This is a genomic window from Trichlorobacter thiogenes, assembly GCF_900167465.1.
Lineage (GTDB): Bacteria > Desulfobacterota > Desulfuromonadia > Geobacterales > Pseudopelobacteraceae > Trichlorobacter > Trichlorobacter thiogenes.
In genome coordinates this window covers 59,736-75,955 of record NZ_FUWR01000002.1, presented here as the reverse complement: position 1 = coordinate 75,955, position 16,220 = coordinate 59,736, and the positions used below count along the sequence as shown (strand labels likewise).

14 protein-coding genes and 1 other RNA gene are annotated in these 16,220 nt (G+C 49.1%); 8 read left to right on the top strand and 7 right to left on the bottom strand.

Annotation, left to right across the window (positions count from 1 at the left end; translation table 11 throughout):
- Positions 1–389 precede the first annotated feature (389 nt).
- The 3 genes from B5D39_RS03675 to B5D39_RS03665 all read right to left on the bottom strand — a co-directional run bounded on the left by B5D39_RS03675 (position 390) and on the right by B5D39_RS03665 (position 3,080).
- Positions 390–1,238 (bottom strand): hypothetical protein, encoded by an 849-nt coding sequence (locus B5D39_RS03675; RefSeq protein WP_078789045.1) that lies wholly within the window; start codon positions 1,236–1,238, stop codon positions 390–392.
- 47 nt (positions 1,239–1,285) lie between these two features.
- A complete protein-coding gene (locus tag B5D39_RS03670; protein ID WP_078789044.1) occupies positions 1,286–1,954 on the bottom strand; it encodes a hypothetical protein in 669 nt (222 codons plus the stop codon).
- A 529-nt stretch (positions 1,955–2,483) separates the two neighbouring features.
- Complete coding sequence (locus B5D39_RS03665) at positions 2,484–3,080, bottom strand: recombinase family protein (RefSeq protein WP_279627289.1); 597 nt, start codon at positions 3,078–3,080, stop codon at positions 2,484–2,486.
- A 1,156-nt stretch (positions 3,081–4,236) separates the two neighbouring features.
- Between B5D39_RS03665 and B5D39_RS03660 the strand changes: the two genes are divergently transcribed.
- The 4 genes from B5D39_RS03660 to B5D39_RS03645 all read left to right on the top strand — a co-directional run bounded on the left by B5D39_RS03660 (position 4,237) and on the right by B5D39_RS03645 (position 7,118).
- The gene (locus tag B5D39_RS03660; protein WP_078789042.1) at positions 4,237–4,482 is read left to right on the top strand and encodes a hypothetical protein; all 246 of its coding nucleotides are present in this window, start codon (positions 4,237–4,239) and stop codon (positions 4,480–4,482) included.
- Positions 4,483–4,623: 141 nt separating this feature from the next.
- Positions 4,624–4,848 carry a BRO-N domain-containing protein gene (locus B5D39_RS03655; protein WP_078789041.1) on the top strand — a complete coding sequence of 75 codons (225 nt, stop codon included), beginning with the start codon at positions 4,624–4,626 and terminating at the stop codon, positions 4,846–4,848.
- 386 nt (positions 4,849–5,234) lie between these two features.
- Positions 5,235–5,393 carry a hypothetical protein gene (locus B5D39_RS16910; RefSeq protein ID WP_153304302.1) on the top strand — a complete coding sequence of 53 codons (159 nt, stop codon included), beginning with the start codon at positions 5,235–5,237 and terminating at the stop codon, positions 5,391–5,393.
- 9 nt (positions 5,394–5,402) lie between these two features.
- Positions 5,403–7,118, top strand: a complete 1,716-nt coding sequence (locus B5D39_RS03645) for a hypothetical protein (protein WP_078789039.1) — start codon at positions 5,403–5,405, stop codon at positions 7,116–7,118.
- Positions 7,119–7,580: 462 nt separating this feature from the next.
- Here B5D39_RS03645 and B5D39_RS03640 read toward each other — a convergent pair whose 3' ends face one another.
- The 3 genes from B5D39_RS03640 to smpB all read right to left on the bottom strand — a co-directional run bounded on the left by B5D39_RS03640 (position 7,581) and on the right by smpB (position 10,249).
- Positions 7,581–9,320, bottom strand: a complete 1,740-nt coding sequence (locus B5D39_RS03640; RefSeq protein ID WP_078789038.1) for a site-specific integrase — start codon at positions 9,318–9,320, stop codon at positions 7,581–7,583.
- A gap of 91 nt (positions 9,321–9,411) precedes the next feature.
- Positions 9,412–9,762: a transfer-messenger RNA gene (ssrA, locus tag B5D39_RS03635) on the bottom strand.
- A gap of 31 nt (positions 9,763–9,793) precedes the next feature.
- On the bottom strand, positions 9,794–10,249 hold the full coding sequence (gene smpB / locus B5D39_RS03630) for an SsrA-binding protein SmpB (RefSeq protein ID WP_078789037.1): 456 nt from the start codon (positions 10,247–10,249) through the stop codon (positions 9,794–9,796).
- Positions 10,250–10,413: 164 nt separating this feature from the next.
- Here smpB and corA point away from each other — a divergent pair, with 164 nt between their 5' ends.
- The 3 genes from corA to xerD are packed head-to-tail and all read left to right on the top strand — an operon-like array spanning position 10,414 to position 14,984.
- Positions 10,414–11,367 carry a magnesium/cobalt transporter CorA gene (gene corA, locus B5D39_RS03625; protein ID WP_078789036.1) on the top strand — a complete coding sequence of 318 codons (954 nt, stop codon included), beginning with the start codon at positions 10,414–10,416 and terminating at the stop codon, positions 11,365–11,367.
- A gap of 30 nt (positions 11,368–11,397) precedes the next feature.
- Positions 11,398–14,100 (top strand): [protein-PII] uridylyltransferase, encoded by a 2,703-nt coding sequence (glnD, locus tag B5D39_RS03620; protein ID WP_078789035.1) that lies wholly within the window; start codon positions 11,398–11,400, stop codon positions 14,098–14,100.
- Positions 14,097–14,984: a site-specific tyrosine recombinase XerD gene (xerD, locus tag B5D39_RS03615; protein ID WP_078789034.1), complete on the top strand. Its 888-nt coding sequence runs from the start codon at positions 14,097–14,099 to the stop codon at positions 14,982–14,984. Before glnD ends, xerD begins: the two co-directional genes overlap by 4 nt.
- 2 nt (positions 14,985–14,986) lie before the next feature.
- On the opposite strand, the gene B5D39_RS03610 is transcribed toward xerD, so the two are convergent.
- Complete coding sequence (locus B5D39_RS03610) at positions 14,987–15,310, bottom strand: YkgJ family cysteine cluster protein (RefSeq protein ID WP_244161347.1); 324 nt, start codon at positions 15,308–15,310, stop codon at positions 14,987–14,989.
- Between the two features lie 132 nt (positions 15,311–15,442).
- Between B5D39_RS03610 and B5D39_RS03605 the strand changes: the two genes are divergently transcribed.
- Entirely contained in the window at positions 15,443–16,213 is a 771-nt protein-coding gene (locus B5D39_RS03605; protein WP_078789033.1) for an MBL fold metallo-hydrolase, read from the top strand.
- The last annotated feature ends 7 nt before the right edge of the window (positions 16,214–16,220 follow it).

Genomic DNA, 16,220 nt, shown 5'->3' with positions numbered 1-16,220 from the left:
CTGCTGGTTGGAGTATATCGCGGTCTGTCCGCTTGGCAATCGCAGGCGCCCATTCGATCCGGTCTGCATAGAGAACAACAGCAGCGCCAAGGTGCCCTCAAAAAGCAAAAGCCCCCGATTTACCGGAGGCTTTTGAACGTATCCGCACCATGGCGGATTGTTAATTGGTGGAGGTGGTGGGAGTCGAACCGTGGCCCTAAAGGTTAAACATCCAATCACGCTACACGCATAAATTTATTAGCAAAATTCCATAGAGTAGCATAGTGATACTCAACTCTAATTTTATCCCTTGTGTACCACCCCTCTGTGCCACTTGGCAAGTAACTCTGTATGCTCTCCAACTGTGAGAAGGGTAAGCAGATACAGTAGTATTTCCTGGAAGTTGAAGCTCAGTCTTTTATCGCATCGGCAACTTGCCACCCTTTATGGGTCAACTTAAAAATGATATTATTGCCACTGTTAACTACTAATTCTTCAATTTGAAGTTCGCTCAATGCATTTTCCCATTTAGCCGCCTCACGCCCATTTACTCCACCAAAGCTTTCAACACCGGCCACTAATACGGAGCCACTAAAATCTAACCGCTTCAAAATTACTCCAGAATCTTCTTTTGATGCAGCCCTGAGAAGGGTACAAGCCTCGTCAGTCAAATTTATAGATGTAGGTAAAGGTGGGTGGGTTACGTTAATAGGCTCCGCTTTGGATACAGGCTGTGTTAGCTCCTTCAGATAGGGGTTGTTATTCAGGCAAAGCTGAAGTTGCTTGGAAACTTTGGAGCGGAATTGTTCTAGGTTGTCGAACGTCTCAACAAGCCCCCGTGGCTTCAATTTCTCCCTAAACGCCTGTAGTTCAGCGAACTGAGTGGCATCAATACTTTGCGGGGCTACTGGCTTTGATGAGAAATAAATCATAACCGGCCTGCCTTTGGCTACATGGCGTTCAATCTCCTCAACAGTCCCGCTCTGAGCCTCGCCAGTGGGCGTTCCTAGACGTGTCCAAAACACACCAATTAACACATCACAATCATCCAGTAATCGGGAGTTGATTAACTCTTGAGGTCTCGCGCCTAGCTCTGGAGATGAATGGGTTTCCCACCCAACGGGATTGAGTACTACCTTTGATTCAGAGGCGTTTACGTCATTCCAATCGTGAATAACTGCCCGAATAGCTTCACGTTCAGCGTCAACATCCCCGGGCGATGCTATCATCACAGGAATGACTGTTGCTTGATATGCCATGTATTACTCCTTTGAAGGTGTATCTGGACTTGGAACATGCTATGCAGCTACCTCAGTATAAGCGTTTTAATCCGTTGCAATCTCGGTGTTGTTTTGCCCTGCCCATATACACCGCCAAGGTAAACACCTACGAAGGTTGCAAAACAGCCACTTCTCCCTAAACGATCCAAAAATGTATTCTTTTCATCATCGGGTATTGAGTAACGTGTAGACAGCTCCTCAGAAAATTCAGGCCAAAATCGGATAAACGTCTGACAATCGCTTTCACCCTCTAATATTGGAAAGCGTGTCTCATATTCATCAAGTAGGAGCAGAACTGATAGTTCCCGATACGATAACTCATCAAGAATATATAGGTACTCCTCATACTCATCTACACTAGAGAACCGACCTTCTACAGTTGCCCCCAATAAAAGCCTTGCAAAGTACCGTATCTTCTCCGCCCTGTGTGTCTTTAGGGCTACCTCTGAAGTAGCAAAGAAACAATGCAGGAAGTCATTGTTATCTATCAATTCGGGTGATAGCTCTTGATTCCCATTAGCTAGCTCATCAAAGAAGACTCTCATACGCTCAGCCCGTATGGACTGAACCTTGGTAATCACTGCTGTATCAACCGCTGAGCCTATGCTTAAAGGGATCAACTGGACAAGGGCACGCAATAAAGCGTTGTGCTCATAGCGTTTCACCAGGGTATCAACCACAGCAGGTAATTCCATACAACACCAGCCTCCAGCAAAGTCTAGTGCCCACCAAAGGGGTTTATTTATTATCCCTTTTCTCTATCGCTTCCAGCGCACCCATAGGTAATGAGGCATAAAGAGCCTCAACTTCTTTAGGTTTTGTAATTCTATCTTCCACAATAATATTGATTAGCTTAAAGAGGCTCAGGGCGATGGGTACACAATGCAACCGACATTCGGGTTGTGTAGTAACGGGAGCTATGAAGACTGTAGCCAAGCTCTGCCCGCTTTTGAACTGAATAAACCCCACAGTAGGGGCAGTTAAAGTTGTCTTTATTATATTCAGGTGGATAAAACGTCATAGAACCTCCTCACATAAACCGCGACCAAAATACTATAGAAATCTGTGAGAGCATATTTGTAATTTCCCGTGAGCTGTTTACCCCGTACCCCGCCCCGAACTACCCTGTGCCAAGAAAAAAGGCGGCTGGCATTGGTGGAACAATAGCAGCAGCTTCAGTTCCCACAGGTAAACCACACATACGCCTGTCAATTCTACCTTGTCTTATTTGGTACTAGCCCTGGCTATCCGGTAGACACTGGCAACACCTATCTTCAGTGTATCAGCCACAGCCTGTTTGGTCATTCCTTGCTTTAACAGTTCCTGTACTTCTGCTGATTTATCGCGTGCTGTTGCCTTGCGTCCCTTGTACTTGCCTGCCTGCTTTGCCAGTTCTATCCCTTCCCGTTGCCTCTCTAACATCATTTCACGTTCAAACTGCCCGATAGCCGCCAGCATGGAAAGCATCAGCTTACCGGTGGGGGTGGAGGTGTCCAGATTGATGTTCAAGACCTTGAAGGAAACCTTTCTGGCTTCCAGTGTCTCTACGATCTCCAACAGGTGCTTGGTGCTGCGTGCGATCCTGTCCAGCTTGCATACGATTACAGTATCACCTTCCCGAAGATGGTCAAGCATTGCTGCCAACTGTGGGCGGTCCTGCTTTACGCCTGATGCTTTTTCTTTGAATATCTTGTCTACACCTGCCCCCTTCAACTGTTCAAGCTGTGCGGTCAGCTCCTGGCCTTCTGTGCTTACTCGCGCATAGCCGATGTTTGCCATGATGGTTTCCCCCAGTGTAGTTGCTATCAATAAGTTAAGCATTAATGTGATAAACCTATCAATAGGGTTAAGGACTGTCAAGGTTTTACTTTTTTCATCGGTTTTGTTGTTCGTAAGCTGCTGATTTTACATGAGCGCAACCTATCACGCTTTTACTATCATTGAATCATGGTCTATTGATAGGATATTTAAGGGGATACTGTAGAAAGACTTGTGGGGCTGTGGTGGAACTGTGGCTGTAGTGTATTTATATGATAGCTAGCTGCATGTTTTTTGAATTGTCTTGATGGAACCTATACCTCACTATCACCCGTTACTTGTCAGCTTCATAAAGTGGCACTTTATTACCGATACGAAATGACACCTATCACGCTGATACGGTTATAGATTACCCATGTTTTGTGTGAATACCTGCCCACTTTAGAGGAAAGGGAAAGGATGAAGGGATTGTTTAAGTTAAACTTAAGGGTAAACTTAAAGGGTAACTGTAGTCTCCTCCTTTTATGTTTCTGAATAATGGGTATCAGTAGCTTCAGTAGAAACTGTAGTGTATTACTTCAGTTCAACATAAAGATATCCTTAAGGTAAACACCACTTTTTAGTGAATACCCCCTCACTCTTGAGGAAAGGGAAAGGATGAAGGGATTGTTTAAGTTAAACTTAAAGGGTAACTGTAGTCTCCTCCTTTCATGTTTCTGATTAAAGGGTATCAGTAGCTTCAGTAGAACTTAACGTTACACCAAAGGTTCAGCTTCAGCTCCCCGCTGTGCTTCCCTTCAGCATCTTGTACCACCCACTGATTAAAACCACCTGAAAGGGGACCACCCTAAAGAGTCAACCCGCAGTGTGGTACTCTGGGAGTACACCTGAAGGGCAGCAGCTCCTCAATTACACACCAATCAGCTGGACAATACCACTGTTACACCCAACAAAAGCCTACTGCTTTAGTGTGAATACATCTGTCGTGTTTATGAAAATTGCAGGTGTACTCCCCATTACTACAGGTAATCCAATTGCTTAGGGTGATACTGAGGTATTCTGCTAATGTTTCGCTTTAGAAATATTCCCGTTATCGAAACATAACTATATGTAATTACTACTATTTTGTTATTGACTTGGCTTTATATTTCCCTGTAGTGTCCCCCCTCAGTTGAGCAACACCAATACAATTGACCAGGAGAGAGGGGAACACAGCACCATGACCAGCAACGACAGGCAACAGTCAATGAGTAGTCACCTGATTGATACACTGCTACACATAGAGGCCCTTTTTGGTATCTACACTGACAAGAGTATTGAAGATACTGCACTATCCTGTGGTTGTGGTGGCTTTGAGGAACAACTTACGGTATCACATCAGCTGCAAGGGCTTGAGGCTGGTATCAGAGCTTTACTGAATGAATGCATTAATACCGTAAGTAACCAACCCTCACAGGCTTGCTGATTCCGAGCAGTAATACAGCTACTCCCACACCAAAACTATAGGGCTACCTTAAGGATTTCTGATCCATCCAGGGTAGCCCTTTGGTTTGCCCTTTACCAAACACTTCTAACCACCTTTTAGCGAGAATACCTGACCTTTGGTATGGCTGAGGTTCGCACCATCGTGATTGATGGGGAACCTTGGTTTGTAGCCAAAGATGTAGCAACCGTGTTGGGTTATTTGAAACCTGAGAACGCAATATCAGCTCATTGTAAAGCTGCACGCACTACCCCGAAACAGGGTGGTGGTCTTTATTCCATCATCCCCGAACGTGACGTATATCGCTTGATCATGCGAAGTAAACTACCGGCTGCTGAGAATACCTGACCACCCTAGAGGAAAGACTACCGCTCCCCTGTAAGTAGCTTCTCTCTTGTCCTTATAAATTTTTCAAACATAGCAACACCACAACTGCATAGAAAGGAGGTGAATCAGTTGACACAACAGCAAGTCAGCAGAGGCTCTGGCAGTATCTACCATGTGAACCTTGACAGTGTGACCGCCCGAGACCTTACCGGCTGTCAGCAGCTACTCAGGGACCAGGGCTTTTCACTTAGTCAGAGTGCTATAGTACGCCGTGCCTTGAGGTACTACCTACAGCAGCTCAAGCAGTTGACCACAGAACAAGCTGTAAGCAGTGAGATTGTAGAAGTTATGAGAGCCGCTCAAGGTTTTGCTTGATCATTACAACACAGAGGAAAGGAACCACACGCATGAATCAGCTGTTAATTGAAACACTGCGGAAAGAGTTTAGCAAAGAGCTGTCAGTTCAGACTAATTGGGGACGTAATCAGATTTTATCGGCTTTTGAAAGATCACTCAGTAATGCAACAGGCAAAGTTCTTGATGCTCTGGGTAAATCCTTAAAGTAAGGAACAAACATGCCCGAATTTGCCAGTAACGCACGTACTACCCGTAAGCAGATAGACCCACGGGAATACTTCAGTTGGACCACACCGAACCGTAAAGTTACCGCCCAAGCAACAGACCCCTTTGTAACAGCAGGAAACATCCAGAGACAACCTGACCCAAACCTGATGGCCTTTGTTGACTCAATGAAGAACATTTCAGATTTAACCAATGGGTACATCCAGGTTCAGAAGTCATACGGTAAAGAGAATCAGCAGAAGGCTGTTGCAGATGCTGTTACCGGCAAGCCTCAAGCTACAGAACATGAGGGTCTGTTCAATGGTGGCTATGGCTACAATGAAGCCTACAATGTCACTATAGGTGAATCCAAGGGTCTTGCCTTCAGCAAAGAATACATGACCAAACTTGAGGAGAACCAATACTTCCAGAATCAGCCTGACCCTCAAGTTGCCCATAAGAAGTTCTTTGATGACCTGTATCAGCACCACTTCCAAACTGTAGGTGATAACCCTCAGATCCTCTTCGGGGCATCTGAGCGGCTAAAACAGGCGCAGGTTGAAGGTAGTGTGGCTATGCAGTCAGCAGCTCACAGGGTATCCAAAGAAACATTCATGAACAGCATGAGTACCCTACAACAGGATCATTTGTTCACGTATGCCCGAAGTGACAAAAGCACCACCTCTTTGGAACAACTACGGAAAGCCTTGAATGATGATTGGGACTTTAAGGCCAAACCCACCAACCTGCTAAGCCGTGATGAGTACACCAAGACTGTCATTCAGAACATAGCTCACTCTGCGGTTCAACTGGCTGAAGACCCTAGAGAGGGAACACATGAAGCTGTTGATAAAGCCTACAAGCTGCTTGAACTCTTTGATGTAGCTGACCCTGACACCAAACAATCGTGGGCTACTATGGTTGACGGTAAGGGGGAACTGAAGTTCAGAGAGACCATTGATCACGTAACCAACCAGATAGCGAAAATTCAGGAGAGGCGGGAACAGGCTGACGCTAAGGCACTCAAGGCTAAACAGGAAGCAGCCCTGAAGAGTCTGTTCGTGGATGTTATTCTGAACCCTGACATGGAGCTTAGCGAGAAAGAACAGCTCATTACCTCCAACAAGTACCTTGACTATACACAGATTGAAAAGCTGGTTGATAAGGCCACAGCGTACCATAAGGATGAACATAGTATTCATGAAGACCACAACACCATAGTGGGACTGAGGGGTAACATTGAAATGACCAGCTCTATCAAGACCCTTGAGGCCCTACGTGGGGAGGTAATGAGTCAGTATGGGTACACCCTGAAGTCAGGGACCGCAACGGAGCTGCTGTCAAGGATCACCTCAAGGATTGACCATATCAACTCTGAAGGTAGGGCCAACGCTCAGTTATCCCTTGAGCAGAAGAAGTTGGGCTATGACATGGTGCAAAAGGTCATTGGGGCACCTTCAGCTATGGATATGGATGGAACACAAGCTGCCCTACGGATGAACACCTATGGTCGTATGTTCTTTGGAAGGGTAAGCCAGGGAGAAGAACCAACTCAAGTGAGTGCTGCTCTCATTGAACACTACAGTAAACTCTCAAAGCGTACCCAGAAGAACACCCTGGGACCATCTAAGTTCAAGACCAGAGAGCAGATACGTGACGCGGTACACTCTGGGAAGTTACGGGCTGATGAGGGGCTACTTGAGTTGAAACGCTTTGACGGTGTTGAGTAATGGAAGAGACTAAACGGCTTACCCCGATCAAGGCTATTCGGGCCAAGTGTCTTGATTGTAGTCATGGTCAATACGGATCAGTTAAACAATGTACCATTAAGACTTGCCGTTTGTATCCGTATAGGATGGGTAAGAGGCCTAAGGTCTGCGACCACCCCCACACACCTGAACTCACCCCAGTCAAAACGATACGGGCTTACTGCCTGTGGTGTAGTAACAATCAGGTAACTGAAGTACGGTTGTGTACTGTTAAGCGGTGTGCCTTGTATCTGTACCGGATGGGTAAGAGGCCAGCAAGGCCGAAGGTCTGCGACCGACCACGGGGAAACTGAAGGGCCGTACAGTAGGGGAATAGTAACTTATCGTTAAAACCATAGGGCTATCTAAGGATTTTTGAGTTATCCAGGGTAGCCCTATGGTTTGACCTTGGGTACAGAGTCACAAATGCTTTATTGCGTACTACTACTTCTTCAACTTCACCGCAACGCCTGAAGCTGAACCTTTTCCCAGCCTAGTATTATTACACACAATCCGCCCCTTCAGTTCAACCAAAGCAGCAGCTACAGATACACCATAGTCAACCAACCGGACAGACTCAAGCAACACTGACGCTATATAGTCCTTACCGTATCTACCAAAGGTGATAGTGACCTGCCCGTGGCCTATCAGTTGTGCTGACACTGATTCACTGACACCGGCTTGCTTCAAGGCATTGGTGAAAGTATGACGGAATGAGTGGAACACCTTGCCCTTCTCTTTGGTAATCTTGCTCCGGTTGAAACGCTGATACCACTTACCAAACGCTTGACCATAACCGTCCCGCTGTTTCTGTAACCGTCCCCACAGTCTGACACTACCGCGCTGCCGTAACTTCTCCACATAATCCAGCAACCCCAAGTCAATCAACACCGGATGCACTGGAACAAGCCGAACTGATGAGGCGGTCTTAACCTCTTTGTCACCCTCTTCGTTCACACTGAAGCAGGGAACACCCTCATGGTCTTTAATATCAGTTAAGTGGAGCTGACATACTTCATTGAGCCGCAAACCTGAATAGAGGCTTATCAGAGGTATCCAGAACTGTTCTGGGCGTGCTTTGTCAAACTCTAGGGACTGCAGAAGCTGAACAAGATCAGAGGTGCTGTAGATACTCCTCTCTTCTGATTGCTTCCCTCGTTTGTGTTTAGCCAGTGTCAAACCTTCAAACTCATTACTTGATATGTACTTGTGCCTATGCGCCCACTTAAAGAAGGAAGCTATACGGATAAGGTACTTGTTTACCGTGGTTTGACTCATGGGTGGGAGTCCTAGTGCTATTACCTCCTGAAGAGTCTTACCCTCTCTTCCTTTACCCTTTCGGGGATTCGGTGGAAGTTTTACCAAGGTTGACCTGAAGCCCTGCAGCTCCCTGTGGCTGATTGATGTCACAGGCTTGTCTCCAAGTAATTCGAGAAGCACAGATAGTATTGCCGTATTCTCTTGTTCTGTCTTGGCTGTCCACTTCTTAAGGGTTATATGTTCCTGTGTGTATGCGATAACCACAGCTGACAGTAGCCCACCTTCAGCAGCTACCGCATCAGCAACCACCTGACTGTTCACAGGTGCTGCATACATCAGACCCCTGTCATAAGCATTCAAGTGATCCCCATTCAACCGGCTATCTTCTACCTTGCACACCTCCAAAACACGCTTGGCAAGCTCGCGGGTCAGCCCCACATACTCAGGTGATCCATATTCAAGGGTGATGCCTTCCTGTTCACACACCTGTTGCACCAGGGGCCGTACTGCCTCAAGCCCACGCTCTTTGGTTGCTGCAACATCAAGGAGGGATAAGGCTTTTGAATAGGTATCAAACACAGCACTGTAGCCCACTAGGGCTTTCTGGCGGTCTCCTTCAGCTCTCAAGCCTAAACCAGCATTGCGGGACTCCTCACTGTCCGCTAAAGTGCCATGCAAGAACTTGTTAGCTATTTCTCTAAGCTGTTCGTTATTCATACTTGCCTTGTATCTTACCATTGAATCAAAGGATACCGCTGCCCTGGCTGCTAGCACCTTAACCTGTAACCTTGCTAGCTCATAGGTGCCGGTTCTCAGGGATTGTCTGATTTCCTTACTACCTCCAAAGTACTCCCAAAGCTGCTCTGGTATCCTTACCCGAAAATAATAGCGACCGCCACGCCTGAACATAAACGAATGACCCATAGGAACAACCCCTGTGTGTACCGTACTTGTGTACCACTTGGCTGTTTCCTATGGGTCATTTTGCTTGAAACCTTAATGATTTCAATAGTTTTGGTGGAGGTGGTGGGAGTCGAACCCACGTCCGAAAGACCTACATCATGAGCTACTACACCGTTAGTCTGTTGATCAATTTAGCCGACATGCTGTACAGCAGACAAGACAGCAGGTCAGCGGTCCCTGGATTTCAGACGGCGTATCGGGCTTACGCAATCCAATTCGGTAGTGAATGACGGTCCCTTCCTACCACCGACATCTCAGTCGGGACCGCCTGTTAAGCAGCTAGTGCAACAGGAGTGTTATAATTGTCGGCAATTAATGCCATGCAGGTTTATTAAGGTCGGCCACCTGCCCCGACCCGGTGCAACCCAGGAGTTCATTCCCCCGTCGAAACCTTTACACCCCCAATTTGTAAAAGATCATATTTATACTATACGCTATCTGGCCTTAATTTTGAAATCTTTTGCATGCTCCCGCTTCAGATCCTTCTTTTTCAGGTCCTCACGTTTGTCATGCATCTTCTTACCTTTGGCAATCCCCACCTCAACCTTGACCTTGCCATCTTTAAAATACAGCCTGAGTGGCACTGCGGTACAACCATCCTGGCGGATTCTATCGTGCAGCTTGCCAATCTCTTTTGCATGCAGCAGCAGCTTCCTGTTCCGTTCCGGGTCATGATTCTGCCGGTTGCCAAAGTTGTAGGGGGCGATATGCAGGTTATGCAGAAAGGCCTCACCATTACGCACCAGCACAAATGCGTCAACCAGGTTGGCGGTGCCTGAGCGCAGTGACTTGACCTCAGTCCCGACCAGGACGATTCCAGCTTCCAACCGTTCTTCGATGTGGTATTCGTGGAAGGCCCGTTTATTTGCGCAGATGAGCTTTTCAGACATGATTGGTAGACTGTAGCAGAGCCGGACAAAAAAGGGAATGCCGGAAACGTTGCATAAATGTTGCCTTGCGCCTCCCCTCTTCAGTTGACAAGCGCTGACGTGGAGACTATACAAAAACACTCGGCATTTCGCCTGTTACAGAGTCTATTCAGGAGGTTTTCGCCATGATCAAGGTCTACTACAACGCAAATGGTGTTATTTCAAGCCACCTGATCAGCGGTGATGAGATTGATCTCATAGAATCAAAGCAGTTGATCTGGGTGGATATGCTTTCCCCAAGTATGACAGAGGTGAGTGAGCTCGACAAGAAACTGGGACTTGACCTGCCAACCCGCCAGGAGACTGAAGAGATCGAGTTTTCTGCCCGCTATTGGGAGGATGAATTTGGTATCACCATCAACACCTATTTTCTGGTAAAGCAAGGGACGACCGCCAGCAACGAGTCGGTTTCATTCACCCTGAAAGATAATTTCGTTATTACCATCCGCTTTATTGAACTGCCGGTTTTTGGTGATTTTAATCGCAAACTGCTGCTTAACCCCAGCCATTATACCGATGGAGCCCGAGTGATGGGGGGTATCCTGGAAATGCGGATTGAAGACGATGCCGACACCCTGGAGGCGGTCTCCCGCGAAATAGCCAGCATTGCGCGGCTTAACCCCAGTAACTTTGATGATACGAAAAAGTTTCTTTCCTATATGGCAGACTTTGAGGCCACCAACATCACCATCCGGGAAAACCTGACCGACAAGCAACGGGTGCTCTCTTCCCTGCTGAAGAGCGGCAAGATGCCCAGCACCCTCAAGAGCGATTTCAGTATCATGATCAAGGATGTAAACTCCCTGATTACTACAGCCAATTTTAACTTTGAACGGCTTGACTACCTGCAGAACCTGTTCCTTAACTTCTTAAGCATTGAACAGAACAAGGTGATCAAGATTTTCACCGTTATGTCGGTCATTTTCCTGCCGCCTACCCTGATCGCCAGTATCTACGGTATGAACTTTAAATACCTGCCGGAGCTTGATCTCAGCTTCGGCTACCCGCTGGCGCTTTGTATGATCGTCATTTCTGCTGTGCTGCCGCTTTATATTTTCAAGCGCAAAGGCTGGCTATAACCAGCTGCGCTGTTAAAAGGAATACTCCCCATGCCTATGCACCTGATTTCTGCTGCAGAGATCTTTCCTGCCGGAGACAAACGCAGCTTTGATGAACGCCGATCAGAGATACTTGAAGCCTGCAAGCGGTTCATAACCGACTCCCACGAAGAGATCCGTCAACGCCACGCAGCCGGTGCAAGCGGGACCGAGGTGGTTCACCAGCTTTCAGCCGTCATGGATGCCATGGTTTCCACACTGTTTAACGGCATTCTTGACCTGATGGGTGCTGACAGCAAGCGCCTGACCGGCCATCTGACCCTGGCTGCAGTGGGTGGCTATGGCCGTGGCGAACTCAACCCCTATTCAGATGTGGATATCATGTTCCTGCATGATGGCAGTGTGCCGGTGGAGGTAGTGGAGGCCTTTGCCCAGAAGCTACTCTATTTCCTGTGGGACCTGCGGCTGGATGTGGGGTACTCGGTGCGTACTCCGGCTGATTGTATTGAAATGGCAGCCCAGGACACCACTATTAAGACCGCCCTGATTGATTCACGTTTTCTGGCCGGTCATCAACCTCTTTTTGGCATCCTGCACAAGACCGTCTATTCCCAGATTTTGCCCAAGGCCAGCGATAAATTTATTAAGGAAAAGATCGCTGAAATGCGGCGGCGGCGGGACAAGTATGGCGCCACCATCTACCTGCTGGAGCCCAACATCAAAGAGGGAGAAGGCGGGTTACGTGATCTGCAGACCGCCCTCTGGGTGGCCCAGGTCAAGTACAAATTTGAAGACCCCAAAGAGCTGGTAATCAAGGGCATTCTCTCTGAAGCTGAAATGGAGGTCTACCACTCTGCCCTTGATCACCTCTGGCGGATGCGTAATGAACTGCACTTTCACACCCGTAGAAAATCAGACCAGATGAACTTTGACCTGCAGGTCCACCTGGCCGGTTTTCTTGGCTATGTTGACCGCGGCAAGGTACTGGCTGTGGAAGATTTTATGCGGGATTACTACCGCCATGCAGCTCGGGTTGAACATTTCTCCTCTACCCTTAGCTCCCGCTGTATCTGGCGAGATGAAGGAGCGGCAAAGATACTGGGCTACTTTGTGCGCCGTCCGGTGGGGCATGGTTGTTTTGTCCTCAAGGGTGAGTTGATTATCCCAGACGAATCAGTCGTTGATAAAAACCCGGCGGTACTGATGCAGATCTTTGAGCTGGCCCAGAAACATGGCGTCAGCCTTAATATCCGCGTCAAATGGTTAATCAGACGTTCACTGCATCTGGTAAATGACAAGTTTCGCCGCAACCGTGAAGTTAATCAGGCCTTCATGAATATCCTTCGTTCTGAAAAAGGGATGGCTGATACCCTGCGTCTGATGCACCACCTTGAATTTCTGAATGAGTACATCCCCGAGTTTGAGCATATCTATTGCAAGGTCCAGCACGACCTGTACCATATCTACACGGTTGATATTCACACCCTGTTTGCTGTGGAGCAGATTGAAAAAATCCTGAATGGTGAGCTGAAAAAAGAGCTTGCACTCCCCTGCGAGATAGCCCGCCAGATCGGCAAACGGGAACTGCTGATCCTGTCGATCCTGTTCCACGATATCGGCAAGGGAGAAGGAGGCGGCCACGCCGACAAGGGTGCCGACATGATCCCCACCATTGCCCGTCGGATGGGGCTCTCCAAAGAGGATAGCGAACGGCTGGAGTTTCTGGTACGCAGCCACCTGATCTTTGCCCATATTTCCCAACGCCGTGACCTGGCCGACGAACGGATGATCATGCAGTTTGCCCGTCAGATGGTCACCAGCGAAAACCTGAAGATGCTGTTTCTGCTGACCATAGCCGATGTCAGGGCGGTCGGTTCCGATGTCTGGACCACCTGGAAGGCGATGCTGTTTAACGAGCTGTACGAAAAGGCGTTCAACATCCTTGAACGGGGTGATTTCAGGCTTGAGGCCGGCACGGAACGGGTCCGCAGCGTACGTCGTAAGGTCAGGGAGATGGTAGAATACGATATCCCGGCTGCCACTGCCAAGGAAGAGTTACGCGCCCTGCCCACCCGCTATCTGCTATCGGCACCGCTGCAGACCATTGCAGACCATCTGCATCTGCTGGTGCAGTTAAACGGAAAAGATCTGGTCATGCAGGTCCAGCATGAGCAGGATAGTGGTTTTTCCAGCTTTACCATCTGCACCTTTGACACCTACGGGCTGTTTTCCAAGATAACCGGCGTCATGGCAGCCAACGGCATCAACATCCTGGGTGCCCAGATCTTCACCGGCAAAAACGGCAAGATCCTGGACATCCTGCAGGTAAACTCTGCCCAGGGATTTGTAATTACCGACCAAACCCGCTGGCAGAAGGTGGAAACAGACATGGCCGAGGTACTGCACGGTACGGTACAGGTCTCTGATCTGGTGCACAAACGTCAACGCCCCACCCTGCTGCCGGCTAAATCAGCCCGCCACTTCCCGACCCGGATCGAGATTGATAACGAGGTGTCGGATGAGTACACCGTCATTGACATCTACGCCCATGACAAGGTGGGCCTGCTCTACCTGATTACCAGCACCATCAATCAATTGGGGCTGTATATTGGGGTTTCCAAGATCTCCACCAAGGTTGATCAGGTTGCAGACGTCTTCTATGTACGGGATATCTTCGGCCACAAGATTGTCTCTGAAGAAAAGCTGGAAGAGGTCCGTACCACACTGTCCTGGGCCATTGATGACTGGCAATGAACCGCTTTCTTGACCTGTTTCTGGCCTGGCTGACCGTGGAAAAAGGGTTGTCAGGCAACACCTGCAGTGCCTATGCCGCTGATTTGGGGCGCTACCTTGACTATCTGGAGCGACTCAAACGTGACACGCCGGACAGCATCCAGTCAACCGACATCGCTGAATTCCTTGGCAAAGAGCGGGAGCGGGGTCTGGCCCCCCGCAGCCGGGCCAGACTGCTTTCCTCCATCAGGATGTTCCATCGTTTCCTGTTGATAGAGCGTTACGCCACCCTCAACCCCTCAGCCATCATTGAAGCCCCCCGCCCCCTGAAAAAACTGCCAACCTTTTTGAGTATGGAAGAAGTTGAAAAGCTACTGAGGGCAACGCTGGGCAAACGTGATGAAGATATCCGCGACCGGGCCATGCTGGAGCTGCTCTATGCCACCGGCCTGCGGGTATCAGAACTGGTGAACCTGAAGCTACGCGAGGTGAACCTTGAAGTCGGCTACCTGATGACCATTGGAAAAGGCAACAAGGAACGACTGGTACCGATCGGTGCCACCGCCTGCCACCGTGTGGCCGACTATCTGGAGCAGGTACGCAGCAAGCAGGACCCGGAGTTGCTGCAAAAAGAGCTGTTTCTCTCTCGGCTGGGGGAGTCCATGACCCGTCAGGCATTCTGGAACATCATCAAAAAGCGCGCCCTGCTGGCTGGCGTCCGCACCAGCATCTCTCCCCACACCCTGCGTCACTCCTTTGCCACCCACCTGCTGGCAAATGGAGCCGACCTGCGTAGTGTCCAGATCATGCTCGGCCATGCCGATCTCTCCACCACCCAGATCTATACCCATGTCACCCGCGAACGTCTGAAACAGCTGCACAAGGAGCTACACCCACGGGGGTAGGCCTACCGCCTGCGCCGCACCTTGCGCTTGTGCAGCTGCTCCTCAGGCGGAGGCGGCACCGCGGCAAGCATGGCGCGATACCCACAGTCGTCGGGCAACCAGTCAAGCGTGCAGACCAGTTCGGGAGTCAGGGCAATACACTCCGGATTGATCCGGAAACGATTTTCAAAGATCTTGCACTGGCGGCTGTCCAGATCAAGGTAACGGCAGGCGGTGGTGGTATAGGTCACCCGCCCCCGCTCATCCTCGATCTTTTCAAAACAGCAACGACCACAACGGCGGCAAAGCGCATCCCAATTTTTTTTATCAAGTAGCTGTTCTATCATTGTGCTACCATAACCAGCCGGAAACAGACTGTCAATTCCAGTTACAACGACTAATCCAAAAACCCTCAACCATTTTAATAGGTACCACGTTCGCCTTGCCACAGTACCGGTTATTCCTGTATATATCTTTGGATGAAAATCTGTTCACTGGCCAGCGGCAGCAAAGGCAACTGCCTCTTCATTGAGACAGGCGGCGTCCGTCTATTGATAGATGCTGGTTTGTCTCTGAAGGAGATCACAGCCCGCTTGTCAGGTTCGGCAATCGAGCCAGAATCCATCCATGGTGTGCTGATTACCCATGAACATATTGATCATATCCGTAGTGCCGGTTCATTTGCACGACGCTACAAAGTGCCGGTTCTGATCAGCTACGCAACCCGCCAGGCAGCTGAACGGTATCTGCAAAAGACACCGTTGGTGGAGTTTGAAACCGGCTACTCGTTTACTTTTCGCGACATCATGATTGACCCGTTTCCCATTTCCCATGATTGTTGTGATCCGGTCGGGTTTCTGCTTGAATCCAGCGAAGGTCGGGCTGGCTCTGCCACAGACCTGGGAATTGTCACCCGCCTGGTGCGGGAGAAGCTGAAAGGCTGCCGGGCCCTGAACCTGGAGTCAAACCATGACCCGGAGATGTTGTTGAACGGCCCGTATCCCTGGAACCTGAAGCAGCGGATAAAATCACGTCATGGCCACCTGTCCAACCAGGAATCACTGGAACTGTTGTACGATCTGGCCCACGATGGCCTTGAGGCCTTGGTGATGGCTCACCTCTCCGAGGTGAACAACCACCCGGACAAGGTTGTGGAAACCACATCAGCATTTTTGCGGGATCAAAATTGCTGTGCCCCACGGATTGTAATTGGGGAGCAGCATCAGGCCGGACCGGTAATAAAACTTTAACGCACAC

Coding starts and splice junctions, on each gene's coding strand:
- B5D39_RS03665 (WP_279627289.1), bottom strand. CDS start 3,080: ATGCTTAACTTATTGATAGCAACTACACTGGGGGAAACCATCATGGCA.
- B5D39_RS03610 (WP_244161347.1), bottom strand. CDS start 15,310: ATGATAGAACAGCTACTTGATAAAAAAAATTGGGATGCGCTTTGCCGC.
- B5D39_RS16910 (WP_153304302.1), top strand. CDS start 5,235: ATGAATCAGCTGTTAATTGAAACACTGCGGAAAGAGTTTAGCAAAGAG.
- B5D39_RS03640 (WP_078789038.1), bottom strand. CDS start 9,320: ATGGGTCATTCGTTTATGTTCAGGCGTGGCGGTCGCTATTATTTTCGG.
- smpB (WP_078789037.1), bottom strand. CDS start 10,249: ATGTCTGAAAAGCTCATCTGCGCAAATAAACGGGCCTTCCACGAATAC.
- B5D39_RS03670 (WP_078789044.1), bottom strand. CDS start 1,954: ATGGAATTACCTGCTGTGGTTGATACCCTGGTGAAACGCTATGAGCAC.
- B5D39_RS03675 (WP_078789045.1), bottom strand. CDS start 1,238: ATGGCATATCAAGCAACAGTCATTCCTGTGATGATAGCATCGCCCGGG.
- B5D39_RS03655 (WP_078789041.1), top strand. CDS start 4,624: ATGGCTGAGGTTCGCACCATCGTGATTGATGGGGAACCTTGGTTTGTA.
- glnD (WP_078789035.1), top strand. CDS start 11,398: ATGCCTATGCACCTGATTTCTGCTGCAGAGATCTTTCCTGCCGGAGAC.
- B5D39_RS03605 (WP_078789033.1), top strand. CDS start 15,443: ATGAAAATCTGTTCACTGGCCAGCGGCAGCAAAGGCAACTGCCTCTTC.
- xerD (WP_078789034.1), top strand. CDS start 14,097: ATGAACCGCTTTCTTGACCTGTTTCTGGCCTGGCTGACCGTGGAAAAA.
- B5D39_RS03645 (WP_078789039.1), top strand. CDS start 5,403: ATGCCCGAATTTGCCAGTAACGCACGTACTACCCGTAAGCAGATAGAC.
- B5D39_RS03660 (WP_078789042.1), top strand. CDS start 4,237: ATGACCAGCAACGACAGGCAACAGTCAATGAGTAGTCACCTGATTGAT.
- corA (WP_078789036.1), top strand. CDS start 10,414: ATGATCAAGGTCTACTACAACGCAAATGGTGTTATTTCAAGCCACCTG.